Source organism: Croceivirga radicis (assembly GCF_002072105.2).
GTDB lineage: Bacteria > Bacteroidota > Bacteroidia > Flavobacteriales > Flavobacteriaceae > Croceivirga > Croceivirga radicis.
On sequence record NZ_MTBC01000008.1, the window covers coordinates 1 to 13,248 of the forward strand.

The window sequence follows — 13,248 nt, forward strand, 5'->3', positions numbered from 1 at the left end:
CAGTTGCAAAAGCCATTGAAGTGAACAATGCCAAAGTCAAAGTCAAAATTATTTTTCTCATAAATTCTATTTTTTTAAAAGACGACAATCAATTTCTTATGTTGCAAAATTTCGGTCTTAAATGTTTTACAACGGTTAGTGTATGATTAGTTGCGGACTTTTCCAACGGAAATTGTCCGCCTGTATCGAAGATAGTTAATTGCAAGGATTTCCATTTTGGGAAATCCGCCCGCAATTAATTATACACCGTGTTGGCAATAGTTATTTATACCTTCATAATTCTGAATTTAGCAGAAACTCCCTATATAAACCAACGTAATGGGTATCTCCATAAACAACTAAAACTTTCTTTTTCTTGCTGTCGATTATTTTTTTAGCTAAATGTCTGTTTCTATAGTCTTGAATAAATTCCTTTTCGAATTTTTTACGTAAACTTTTATTAGCCATTTTGCATTTGTAATTTTTATCTTCTAGCCTAAATCTAAAATCACAATCTTCTAATTTTATTTCCGAATATTTTTTTTCAAATTCAGTTATCAATTCGGACAAATTCACATCGGCTTTTATTGAAGTATAAGTACTAACATTTAATTGAGTATACTTTGGTTGGTTAAACAATTTATGATTGCCTTTAAATTTTATTTTTCCAGCAATAATATTCGTAGTTGTATCTAAGTATTTATCAGGAAAAAATCCCATTAGTTTTCTCAATTTCATTCCGTTTTTTATTGTAATCAAAGAATCTGTTTCTTCATCAATAGCGCTTTCATAAAAAACCGTATAACCTAACTTTTGCAGGGAATCGATTTTATGTGCTACATCATTATAAAATTCCTTTTTGCCTACGTGGTGCATTTTAAGAAATAATATTTTCTGATTTTTATTCTTTATAATTCCCAACTCACTTCTTGTGTCGAAAACTCCAATTTTTTTAAGAGTACTATTTTGGGAAATTGAACCACAAGAAGTAAAAGTGTAAATAGTAAACAGAATTAGAAGTTTTTTCATTTCATATTAGGTGATTTTAATTATTGCTAACGGTCTCGTATAACCGTCAGTTACGGGTTAATATGCGTTAATTTTCGGTTTGGCACAGACTTTAGCAATTCCGAGTGGATTCGGACGTAGTCGAATCCGCCGTAATTGCGGTTATACATTGTTGGCAACTGGCTTTTACCATTTGATAGTTATAAAATATTCCAGAATTCTCAATCCGACAAATATTCCAAAAGCTATCAGAATTTTCACAAAGTATTTGCTTTTCGTCTGCCCTGTTTTTTCAGATGTCAATAACGTTTTTATACTTTTTATTAATTTTTCTTTATTCAACCATAAAATAATCAAAATCAATAACTGATATAAAATTGCAGCTTTTAAAGCTCCTAAGTGAACTCCAAAGTATATATCTTGAAAGATAACATTCACAAGGATAGTCGATGTGAATAAGCAGCCAATTATTCGAGTTCTTTTTATCAGAATTAAAATTCCGCCAATCAATTCAAAAATGCCTAATGTGATAGCAAATGACTTTGAGTAGCCATAAAATGCCCACATCAATTCCATTCCAGTCATTTCAGAAACAGTTTTGTCAATTTCAGCTGCGCCATCAAATTGAATTAGTTTAGCTCCACCGTAAATAAACATTGCTAAAACTACAATCCAACTGATAGAATTTTCAAATATTTCAATTTTGTCTTTTTTAGTGAAGTTCATTTTTAGTTCGGTTTTGTTTAGCTTGTTGCCAACGTTCTCGGCTATGATTTCGTTGTGGAATTTCACGCAGTGAACATTCCGCCCGAAATCAAACCTTGGCTTGAAGTTAAGGATTTCCGTTCAAGGAAATCCGCCCACAATGAATTATAGCCCGTGTTGTAGCACGTTTTTTATTTAATCACATTTATTTAGTTCAGAATAATATTTAATCGGATTGTGCTTAACATATTCTTTTCCGTTTATTGAATTGCAAAATTTTTCTTTGTCCATTTCTATTAACAATTCCAAATGTTCAATAAACCCTTCTGCAAATTCTCCATCTGCAAAACTTATAAGTTTTAAGCTTGGTAGGTAAAAGTCATTATTTTTTTCGGATGTAACTTGTTCTAAAATAAGTTGGGTGGTTTCGTGAAAAAATCCTGTTTCCGTCATTTTATGGTCAGGATAAGTTGTTCTGTAATACAGCTCAAATTCCAAGTAGTCTTTTGGAACTAAACGAACTAAAATGTCCAACGGAATATCTTGTTTAGACAAAAAATATTCAGTCGCAATATTTAAATTTTTCTCATATGCGGTTTCATTCTGATTATTTAGTTCATTCGTGTTAATTGAATACACAAACAAGCAGAAAATTAATAATGGTAACGTGAATATGTTATTCATATGTTGTTCTAAATGTGCTACAACGTTAAATGTATGGCGAGTTGCGCCCAGAAGAGCCCGTACCACACGGTTGGGAATAAATATAGTTAATGCGGTTGAATTTCCGTCTGGAAATTCGACCGCAATTAGCTATACATCTTGTTATAAATTGCCTGCAGGGCAGAACAAACCCTTGGCACAAAAGTAAAATTGATTTTCCAAAGTTTTGCCGCATTAATCGTTCCATACCCCGTCCACCTTGCGTAACCCTTGCGCACAGGCGGCAAAAAGGAGGGTAACAAGCCACAATCTACTTTAAGACCCAAACGTGTGACTTTGGACAGATTTAAGCAATGAAAGACAAGCATTTTTTGCTTTTCTGATAAACGTTCTACTTGCACATTGTTGCGTCCGACTAACACGCTAAAAGCAAAAAAGGGAAGGTAGCAGACCAAACTCTACTTTTTTAAGTGCGGGTTATTTATAACAATTCAATATCCGTCATATTACGGATATACAACTTTTAGGCTAAAGATAGAAATTATTCTTACGCAGAACAGTGAACCAATGCCAATAAAATAGCATGTATAAAATCGCATTAAACATAAAACCATCCCAACACATCTTATTAACTAAACTAAAAGATGCATTAGAATGGTAATTTTAAGCTAAAAACAAACTATTGGTATACGCGTATATAATCTATTATAAATTCTTGTGGCAACACACTGTCATCAATATCATACCCCCCAAATTTACCGCCTATGGCAGAATTTACAATAAGATAAAAAGGCTGGTCAAAAGGCCAAGTTTCTTTATTTTTTAGGGTGGGATTAAATGTATACAACACCTCCCCATCTACAGAAAAGGCTATTTTTTCTTCGGTCCATTCTGCCTCATACACATGGAAACCTTCTTCTATGTTGTCTATTCTGGTTTTCTTGGTATTTATTGTTTCGCCATGACTATCGGGTGTGTGTAAACTGGTAAAAACCATATGCGGTTCCCTGCCTACATATTCTAAAATATCTATCTCTCCACATGCCGGCCAACCTACTTCTCTATGGTTGGCACCCAACATCCAAATAGCTGGCCATATGCCTTTACCTACAGGCAATTTTGCACGAGCCTCTACCCTACCGTACTTAAAATCCAACTTATTCTCTGTAGTTATTCGTGTAGAGGTATAGAGCGAATCTTCTTTTTTAATCTTTATATGCAATTGGCCGTCTACCAACTCATGATTGGTTTTGGTATAGTGTTGGGGTTCATTATTACCCCAACCACATAATTCTGGGCAACCGTCTCCCAATTCAAAATTCCAATAGGTTTCGTCCAAGGTTGTACCGCTAAACTCTTCTGACCAAACCAAGCGTTCTTTGGAGGCAGTACAACTAGCCAATACCCCCGTTAGTACCAAAACAGGCATCCAATTAAAAAACTTCATAGATTGTCTCTTCTTTTATTGATATACGCGTATATAGTCCACTTCCATGGTAGATTCCGTAAATTCTGCATCTACTTCCCCGCCAAACGTACCGCCCATGGCCACGTTAAGTATCAAGAAAAAATCTTTGTTAAAGGGCAAACTACCATCGTTGCTCACCGTGTGATACACTACCCCATCTACGGCAAATTGAATTTCCGTACTGGTCCATTCTACCTCATAAATATGAAAATCGTCCGATACGCCTGGCACCAATGTAGACCCCGTTCTTGCATTACCGGCAGAATTATTTTGGTCATGTGTAGAACCAAATATGATATCTTGTTGGTTGCCTACATGTTCCATAATATCAATTTCTCCTGCTGCTGGCCAAGGGTTGGTTTGGTAATCTGCACCTAGCATCCAAATGGCAGGCCATGTACCACCACCTGTTGGCAGTTTTGCCCTAGCCGCTACCCTACCGTAGGTAAACTCTTGTAACCCTTCGGTTTTTATTCTTGCAGAGGTATACCCAGATGCAGCGGGACCTACTTCGCCAAAATCAAAGAATACCACAATGCGGTTATAGTTAAAATTACCAGCGGCAGAAAAATCAAACGTTAATTCTTCCCACGCATTGTTCACCGTGGTAGTAGCATCGGCTTCATAAAACTCATCGGTATTGGCTGCGTTCTCCAATTTAACTCGCACTACCGCACCTATCTTGGGCGACCATGTTTTTAGTTTGATGTTTTTATTGACGGATAAATCTATTGGCGTGCTTACTTCATAAAAACTTCCTGCAAAGAAAGCTGCACCAGGATTTTTGGTGAACTGTACCACGTTGCCCGAAGCATTCCCATTTGTATCTGGATTGGTTACAACCGTAGCACTGGCACCTTCAAAATCGGTAAATTCCGGAGCCGTTCCTTCAAAATCCGAGACGGTTTGCGTTACGGTTCCTGCATCATCGGCAACCGCTACATCATCAAAATAATAGACCTCCGCACCGGTACTACCCGTTGCTCTAGCTGTTATCTGTAAAACATCATTGGCTACTCGTACATTTTCAGTAGCATCTGTGTAGGATTGCAATTCGTTATTTCCCCAACCATTATCTCCCGTACCTAAGTCATACGTCCAATTAACTGGATTAGGCGCTCCGTCTACATCAAACTCATCTGACCAAACCAAGGTATCATATTGGGTTTCTAGCATTTCGCTACCCGTATCTGTCATCGTTTCGGGTACAAAAACCGCATACCAAGCCAGTGGGTCGTCTCCGTTAAAGGGTTGACTTATACCGCGTACCGCCAAACGGTTTTCTGATAACTCCAAAATTTGATATTGGCCAGGAATCACAGCCCAGTAACTTAAAAAACTACTACCCACATTCAAGGTTTGGGTACCATCTGTATTTTCTATTACCGCATAATTGGTGGTAAACGGCACTTGATCCGTAATATCCCTACACTCGTCCGCAAATTGTTGGGGCGTAGCATCTGGAAAAAAACGGTTTACCTCTGTCCAGTTGATAAATACTAGATTATCCTCACCCGCATCTAAAGAATAGGTATAATTATCGTTGCCATCGTGCTCAAAAGTTAAGACATCATCATACAAACAACTGTTTAATTGATTAGGGCCGGCACTAAAAAACTCAGGAAAATCATTAGTTAAAGGGCCTACACCAAAGTGCCCACCAACGGTACGGTCCCATACCCATCTTTTACTGCTAGGCGTAGTACCATCACCACCTGCCAATAATCCTAAGGTTGCCGCATCTATTCGCAACCGCACATTTAAGTCTACCAGCACCGTTGCACTGGAACTTAATCCGCCACGGGCAAAGGCTACTGCTGTAATAGGCTGTTGGTATTCTCCAGAACGGGTATATCTAAAGCTTGCCGTTTCCCCTGCTGAAACGACAACAGGTTCTGCTCCTGGATTAAAAAACACATGATAATACAAGGCATTTTCTGCCGTTGGTGTTACCGTAACAAAACCAGACTGGTCTTCTGCCACATTAGTGGTCAACACCAAATTTGTTGGCGTTACCAATGCTTGTAATTCTGGTTCTTCTTCTTGGCAAGCCAAAACCAAGCAAAGCAAGCCCAAAAGGTAACTTAATGTTTTTATGCTTTTCATAGTGATGTGTTTCTACTAGTTATGAAAATAAATATTGTCCACATATAGGGTCATGGCCCCAGAAGGGTTACCGGATAGAATTAACTGAGAAATCTTATCCCTATTGGTAAGTCCTGTAAAATCGGATAAGGGTATATCTAAACTTAACCATTGGTTCTGTGCAGGATTCGCAATAACTATTTCATGTTCTGTATCATCCCCACCATCAAAGCCACCATCAGCGCCAAAGTCAACTAGTTTAATACGAATTTCCGTAGCATCTGCCGTCCAAACGTCTAAATAAAAATGGGTCATACTAGTTGCATCTATCTGATTGGCAATTGTTTCAATCCCTACAAAATTGAGGTTGCTATATTTTTTTGTGGCATTGCCTGCAACCATCACATCCTCAAAATCTGCTTGAGACCAATCTGTACGCCACGTATCTACCGTTACATCCGTATATGCATCGCTATACAATGAAATTACATTGGCAGAGGCTACTGTTGGCGTAGGTGCCGCTGCTGTAGGTTCCGTGCTAGCCGCTGCTGCGGAATAGAAATAGATGTTATCTAAAAATAGCGTTGAAGCACCGGTTGGGTTGCCCGAATAAATGAGTTGTGCTATGTTAGATTTACTAGTTAATCCCGTGAAATCTGATAGGGGAATATCCAAACTAATCCATTCGTTCTGTGTGGGATTCGCAATAACTATTTCGTGCTCTGTATCATCACCGCCGTCAAAGCCACCATCAGCGCCAAAATCAACTAATTTAACACGGATTTCCGTGGCATCTGCCGTCCACACATCTGTACGAAAATGCGTCATGCCAGTAACATCTATTTGGTTTGCTACCGTTTCTATACCTACAAAACTTAGGTTGCTATACTTTTTTGTAGCATTTCCTGCAACCATGACATCTTCAAAATCTGCTTGCGACCAATCTGTACGCCACGTATCTACCGTTACATCCGTATAGGCATCGCTAAATAAGGAAATTACCGATGCTGCATCTTCATTTGGCGTTGGTGCAGCCATCATAGGCTCTGCAGTACCACCAGTGTTACCGCCACCTGTGCCTAGCATAATATCATCAAAGTAAAAATCCTCGTCACTACCTGCGGAACCAAAATCTGGGAACAGGATTACACGGTCATAACTAATATTGGTATCAAAGGCTGCCGCCGAAGTTAAATCGAACGCCAACTCTTCCCAAGCCATTGCCGTTGTAGTGGTTGCGGTAACCTCTACAAAAACAGAAGGGTTGCCGTTGTTATCTGGCGTAGACGAAGTATCTTCTATCTTAAATAAAATTGGTGTTCCCGCACGTGGAGACCATACTTTTACCAAGGCTGTTGTACCAGATGTAAAATCTATTGCCCCCTCTAATTGTAAGCTAGCTCCCGCCCAGACTTGCGCCCCTGCGGTTTTGGTAATTTCTACCACATTGGCGCTGGTATTGCTACCAGACATATCTGGATTTGAAATTACGGCAGCTGGAATTGGTCCAAAATCTGCCGCTCCAAAACCTACCCATTCATATGCCAAACCTGCTTCAAAATCTAGTGGTAATTGCGGCAATGCTACAGTAGCCGTTACTTGGCTCACATCGTCAAAATAATACTCCGTTCCATCACCAGCGGTACCAAAATCAAAAAACAACACTACTTTCTGTAGTTCTGTTGTAGTATCTATCCCTCCAAAGTCGAATACTAAATTTTCCCATGCATTTGCGGTGGTAGTTACCGCATCTAGTTCTGCAAAAACATCTGGATTTGTTGCATTCTCTAATTTTAAACGCACCGTAGCTCCACTTTTTGGCGACCAAACGCTTACTTTGAACGTGGTACTTTGGGTTAAATCTATAGGGGCACCCAATGTTAAGAATGTACCAGCCCATACTTCTGCGCCTTCGGGTTTCACCAACTGACCTACTTTGGCCGATGTATTGACTCCGGAAGCATCTGGGTTATCTATTACCCCAGCACCTGCATTACCAAAACTCTCGAACGCGTAGTTTATCGTAGCCGATTCAAAATCTATAGGTAATACAATTGGGTCTGTGGCCCCTGCAATACTAACCGTTTCCGTAGCTTCTATGGTTGCGGCACCTGCACCTCTGGCTACCACTCTTATAGTGTAATCGCCTATTTCTGCATAAGTATGCTCCGCAGATTCGCCATCCATAATTGTTGTGGGCTCCGCACCATCTTCTTCATCGCCAAAATACACATCATATACCGTGGCATTTTCCGCTGTTGGAGTCACCGTTACCATAAACGGATTGGTAGTAGATACCGCTACCGCAATGGCCAGTTCTGTGGGTGGTGTAAAGGAAATGGTAACCACGCGGCTCAGTTCACTAGTTAATCCGGTAGCACCTATGGCAACTACCCGTAAAGTGTATTCGCCCTCTACGTAAACATGACTAATAGTTTCACCCGGACTTACCGTAGTAGGCGTTTCGTCTGTGACATCTCCAAAATATACTTCAAAAGAAGAAGCACCTTCTGCCGTTGGTGTTACGGAAACTGTACCCGTATCATCATTGGCAATATCAAACACCGCATTTACTTTAGTTGGTGCGGAAACCTCTTGTAAAACAAAAGAAGTCTCGTCTGTTTGTTCACAGGCCACAATACCTGCTACTAAAACAAATAGGGTTATTATTCTGTTTATGGTTTTCATGCTGTTCAGTTTTAGTTTTATTAATATCCCGGGTTTTGTGCCCATCGGTTACCTGCTAATTCAATTTCTATGGATGGAATAGGAAATACCTCGTGCTTACCACTTGTAAAACCATCTATGGCATTTGCTGCTCTGCCCGTACGCACCAAATCAAAGAAATGGTGCCCCTCTCCCACTAGTTCTAATCGTCTATCCAAATAAATAGCTTCTAATAATTCTGGACCTGTTACCGTTACTGGGTCCAAGCCTGCCCGCTCACGTACCTCATTTAAATAGCCTTGTGCCCTGCCCTCATCTATGCCGCCACGTTGCAATGCTTCTGCCGCCATTAGCAATACATCTGCATAGCGTATAGCCCTGTAGTTGTTCGGGTTGGTTAGGTTGGCATCACCTGTGTTCAAATCGCCCTGGCGGGCCAAATACTTTCTATTGTAGTAACCGGTATGTTCAAAGCCCTCTACAAAACTTACATCGCTATTGGCCGCTGCCCAAGCCTCTATATCCAATATGGCCACATCTCTACGCAAGTCTGCTGGGTCAAACAAATTATAAACCTCCGCTGTGGGTACATTAAAGCTAAAACCAGACTCAAAAACCGGTCCTGAATAATTACGGATACCATTAAAGCCAACAGCTACATTACCCTCGCTACATTGCAAACAACCAAAACCGGCGCCTTCCACATCTGTGTACTGTACCTCAAAGACGGATTCTACATTGTTTTCAAATTCATTCTCAAACAACTGGTCGTACGTTTCTAAAAGGCTGTAATTATTCGTATTAATCAGTGTCTCTAAGGTAGTAGCCGCTTCTGTAAATTTATCCTGGTACAAGTACACCTTACCCAATAAAGCCAAGGCAGCTCCTTGTGTGGCACGGCCAACTTGTGTTTGCGTGGCAGGTAAGGTTTCGCTTGCAAATATTAAATCTTGTTCAATTTGAGCATAAACCTCCGCTTTAGGCGTGCGCTCTACTTCGTTTTGGGCCCCAAATAATAATCTTTGGTCTACCGCTAAAGGCACGTCTCCAAACCATTTTACCAGTTCAAAATAATAGTAAGCACGTAGAAAGGTGGCTTCGGCCAATACAATGTCTTTGTTGGCAAAATCGGTATTATCCTTAAATTCCAGTATGTAGTTTGCCCTGTTAACCCCAGCGAACATCCAGCTCCAAATGTCTCGTAATTGCTGATTTACCGGCGTATGTACCATATCATCTATTTCCTGTATTCCAGGTACATCCGTTGCGCTCTCACCACCTGCCAAGGTGTTATTAGAGGCTATTTCTCCCAGCATAACGTTAATGTAGGTAGACTGTAAAATATCATAAGCCGCAATAAGTGCGCTTTCATAATCTTCTTCTGAATTAAAGAAGTTTTCGGAATCTTCATCAAAAGAATCTACCTCGATAAAGTCGTCCGTACATGCCAAAGACAAAAACAATAGGCACAGCAAACTGTAAAAACTTAGGCTCGATTTCATCTGTGTTTTATATTGATTTTTCATGCGATTAAAAGTTGAGATTGATACCTAATAAAAATGTACGTGGCACGGGATAAAATCCTTGGTCTATACCAGCGCCAATTGGCGAGCCCGAAGAGGCACTTGGATCGTACCCGCGGTATTCCGTAAAGGTGAAAATATTGTTCGCAGATACGTACAAGCGTAATTTATCTGCCCCAAAACGGTCCATAAACGCCTGTGGAAAGGTATACCCTACCTGAGCATTTTGTAAGCGTACAAAAGAACCATCTTCCACAAAATAATCTGAAAACAAGGTGTTGGAAGTTGCTCCTGTGGTTAGTCTAGGCGTGGTGTTAGAAGTACCCTCACCTACCCATCTATTTATAGCATAAACCGATTTATTTACTAATGGTTGATTGCGCTCGTAATTACGTACAATTTCATTACCTACCGAAGCGAAAGCATAGGCTCCAAAATCAAATTGTTTGTAATTGATAGAAAGGTTAAAGCCCATTGTAGCGTCCGGAATTGGGTTTCCAATATCTACCCTATCATTAGCATCGATGATTCCGTCATTGTTTTGGTCTACGAATCTAATATCGCCAGGAGCGGCATTGGCCTGTGTGGCATGCGCGGCTACCTCGTCTACATTTTGAAATATCCCATCTGTTTCTAGACCATAAAAATAACCGATTGGTTTACCCGCTTCCATACGGGCAGGTGGGTCTTGACCAATACCAAAAGAACCGCCTTGTAAAAAACCGGCTTCATTGTTCACCTCGGTCACTTCATTATTTAAAAAAGTAACGTTGTAATTTAGGTCGATAGAAAAATCTTCTTGGCGTACAGGACTATACCCAATAGCAAATTCAAACCCTGAGTTTTCTACCGTACCACCATTTACTACGGGCGCTTGGGCTCCTGGAGCACTGGCTCCTAATATACCCGAAACCTGAGGTTGTAACAACAACCCTTCCGTCGTCTTTTTAAAGTAATCTGCCGTAATATCCACGCGGCTATCGAACAGCCGTAGGTCTACACCAATATCTAGGGTCTTCTGTTCTTCCCATTGAATTTCTGGATTAGAAAGCACCCCTACCGCTTGGCCAAAAACCAATTGGCCATCAAACACATAAGCACCTTCTCCATTAAGAATAGACCTAAAGGCATTACCCGGAATACGGTCGTTTCCAAGAATTCCATAACTACCCCTAAATTTCAGGAAGTTTACAACTGAATTATTGGCTAAGAAATTTTCTTCGGAAACTATCCACCCCAAAGAACCCGAAGGAAAATACCCAAACCGATTCTCTGGTCCAAATTTGGTAGAACCATCTCTTCTTAACACACCAGAAAATAAATATTTGCCTTTATAATCGTACTGTACACGGGTAAAGTAAGACAACAAGCGCTCATCAAACTTGCCGCTAAGGCCGCTGTCCTTTAATCCGTTCTGCAAGTCTACCGCATTGGCAATATCTGCTTCCGCGAAATTTACAGGCGACTCAAAAAAGCCTTGCGTACCACCAGAAAACTGGCCCTTGGTCACAAAAACCGACGAACCTAAGGTAAACTGAACTTTGTGGTTTTCTTTAAAAGTGTTGCTGTAGCTGATGTAATTATCCCAGGTGTAATCTTTAAAAATATCCTTATTTACCGTCAACGTATTTCTGCCAGAATTGTTAAATACCTTACCCGCGCCATAAAAGATGGTTGGCGTAAAGAAGCGTCCCTGAACTTCAGAATAGTTAAATTGAATACTAGAGTTGGCAGAGAAGTTATCCCAGAAATCATACGCCAATCCTATCTTACCACTTATACGGTCTACATCCGTACTATTAAAGGAATTTTCTATTTGGGCAAGCGGATTTATTACTTCATTGCCTAAACCTTCTGCAAGTGTAAAAGCCCCATTAGCATCCCTAACCGCAAAGGTAGGCGCATTGTTCAAAGCATTAAACAGCACAGAACCAATACCATTTTCCGAAAGGGTTTTGCGCTCGGTTCCCGTGTAAATTAAGTTGGTTGTCAACTTAAGATTTTCTAGTAAATCCGTGTCGTAATTTAAACGTGTGGTATACCGTTTAAAATTGGCCTTGCTACCGCCAACAATACCGTCTTGGGTTAATAGCGAAGCCCCAAAAGAATATCTGGATTTTTCGCTACCACCATTTACCGTAAGGTTATGATTGAATATGGGTGCATTTTGAAAAACCTCGTTCTGCCAATCGGTTCCCGTACCCAAGGTACTAAGGTCTGTAAAAGGTATTGCGCTACCACCAGCGGCAAAAGCTTCGTTCACCAACAACGCATATTCTGTTGCATTCAACACCGGAATTTTGCGTGATGTTTGTTGAAAACCTCCGTAAGCATCATAACTAAATTTTAAGGGCGAATTTTTACTACCCGTTTTTGTAGTTATCAATACCACCCCATTGGCCGCCCTTACGCCATAAATACCAGCTGTAGCATCTTTTAAAACGTTGATGCTTTCTATGTCGCCAGGATTTAAAACACTTAAATCCTCAATTACGTTACCATCTACAAGAATTAAAGGGCGGTTGTCACCATTTGTAGAAATACCCCTAATTCTAATATTACTACCACTACCAGGAGACCCTGATTCTGCCGTAATATTTACCCCAGCAACTTGCCCTTGTAGTGCTTGTTCTATCCTAGTTGGGTTTAGTTCTTCTATAGTCTCTGAACCCACAACGGCTACCGCTCCTGTAATTTCTTTCTTTACCTGTGTACCATAACCTATAACTACTACCTCATCTAATGCCGCCACATCTGGCTGTAGGCTAATAGCAAGGTTTGTTTGCCCCGTATACCTTACCTCTTTAGTTACAAAACTGATGTACGAAAAGACTAGGACATCATTTTCATTGACATTGGCAAGTACAAATTTTCCATCAAAATCCGTAGTGGTTCCAGTATTGCTATTCTTAATAACAACATTTACACCAGGTAAAGGTTCTTGGGTTTCGGAATCTAGTACAGTTCCGGTTACCGTAGTGCTCTGTGCCATTAGAAAATGGCCCATACAGAGAAATACTAAAATACGTATGCAGTTTTTCATTTTTAGAACAGTTTGCAGTCCTAAAATTAGAAAGCATTTTTACGAATTTGATAATTTACACCTATACAAATAAGCTACATTCGTAATTTTAACATCAATAAATTGCG

8 protein-coding genes are annotated in these 13,248 nt (G+C 40.1%); all 8 read right to left on the reverse strand.

Annotated features, from left to right (window positions below; genetic code table 11):
• Nucleotides 1–273 precede the first annotated feature (273 nt).
• The 8 genes from BUL40_RS11695 to BUL40_RS11730 all read right to left on the reverse strand — a co-directional run bounded on the left by BUL40_RS11695 (nucleotide 274) and on the right by BUL40_RS11730 (nucleotide 13,141).
• Nucleotides 274–1,008 (reverse strand): hypothetical protein, encoded by a 735-nt coding sequence (locus tag BUL40_RS11695; protein WP_010517839.1) that lies wholly within the window; start codon nucleotides 1,006–1,008, stop codon nucleotides 274–276.
• A 165-nt stretch (nucleotides 1,009–1,173) separates the two neighbouring features.
• Nucleotides 1,174–1,713 (reverse strand): DoxX family protein, encoded by a 540-nt coding sequence (locus BUL40_RS11700; protein ID WP_080319529.1) that lies wholly within the window; start codon nucleotides 1,711–1,713, stop codon nucleotides 1,174–1,176.
• Nucleotides 1,714–1,887: 174 nt separating this feature from the next.
• Nucleotides 1,888–2,376 (reverse strand): hypothetical protein, encoded by a 489-nt coding sequence (locus BUL40_RS11705; protein WP_080319419.1) that lies wholly within the window; start codon nucleotides 2,374–2,376, stop codon nucleotides 1,888–1,890.
• Nucleotides 2,377–3,034: 658 nt separating this feature from the next.
• Nucleotides 3,035–3,802 carry a glycoside hydrolase family 16 protein gene (locus BUL40_RS11710; RefSeq protein WP_394336968.1) on the reverse strand — a complete coding sequence of 256 codons (768 nt, stop codon included), beginning with the start codon at nucleotides 3,800–3,802 and terminating at the stop codon, nucleotides 3,035–3,037.
• A gap of 15 nt (nucleotides 3,803–3,817) precedes the next feature.
• Nucleotides 3,818–5,929, reverse strand: coding sequence for a glycoside hydrolase family 16 protein (locus BUL40_RS15850; RefSeq protein ID WP_080319421.1), 2,112 nt, complete (start codon nucleotides 5,927–5,929; stop codon nucleotides 3,818–3,820).
• Nucleotides 5,930–5,944: 15 nt separating this feature from the next.
• Nucleotides 5,945–8,596, reverse strand: a complete 2,652-nt coding sequence (locus BUL40_RS11720; protein ID WP_080319422.1) for a phage tail protein — start codon at nucleotides 8,594–8,596, stop codon at nucleotides 5,945–5,947.
• 20 nt (nucleotides 8,597–8,616) lie between these two features.
• Nucleotides 8,617–10,077 (reverse strand): RagB/SusD family nutrient uptake outer membrane protein, encoded by a 1,461-nt coding sequence (locus BUL40_RS11725; protein ID WP_080319530.1) that lies wholly within the window; start codon nucleotides 10,075–10,077, stop codon nucleotides 8,617–8,619.
• Nucleotides 10,078–10,105: 28 nt separating this feature from the next.
• Entirely contained in the window at nucleotides 10,106–13,141 is a 3,036-nt protein-coding gene (locus tag BUL40_RS11730) for a SusC/RagA family TonB-linked outer membrane protein (RefSeq protein ID WP_176465478.1), read from the reverse strand.
• Nucleotides 13,142–13,248 lie beyond the last annotated feature (107 nt).

What these genes read in the sequence shown, in the direction of transcription:
- BUL40_RS11695 (WP_010517839.1), bottom strand. Translation starts at nt 1,008, where the DNA reads ATGAAAAAACTTCTAATTCTGTTTACTATTTACACTTTTACTTCTTGT.
- BUL40_RS11700 (WP_080319529.1), bottom strand. Translation starts at nt 1,713, where the DNA reads ATGAACTTCACTAAAAAAGACAAAATTGAAATATTTGAAAATTCTATC.
- BUL40_RS11705 (WP_080319419.1), bottom strand. Translation starts at nt 2,376, where the DNA reads ATGAATAACATATTCACGTTACCATTATTAATTTTCTGCTTGTTTGTG.
- BUL40_RS11710 (WP_394336968.1), bottom strand. Translation starts at nt 3,802, where the DNA reads ATGAAGTTTTTTAATTGGATGCCTGTTTTGGTACTAACGGGGGTATTG.
- BUL40_RS15850 (WP_080319421.1), bottom strand. Translation starts at nt 5,929, where the DNA reads ATGAAAAGCATAAAAACATTAAGTTACCTTTTGGGCTTGCTTTGCTTG.
- BUL40_RS11720 (WP_080319422.1), bottom strand. Translation starts at nt 8,596, where the DNA reads ATGAAAACCATAAACAGAATAATAACCCTATTTGTTTTAGTAGCAGGT.
- BUL40_RS11725 (WP_080319530.1), bottom strand. Translation starts at nt 10,077, where the DNA reads ATGAAATCGAGCCTAAGTTTTTACAGTTTGCTGTGCCTATTGTTTTTG.
- BUL40_RS11730 (WP_176465478.1), bottom strand. Translation starts at nt 13,141, where the DNA reads ATGAAAAACTGCATACGTATTTTAGTATTTCTCTGTATGGGCCATTTT.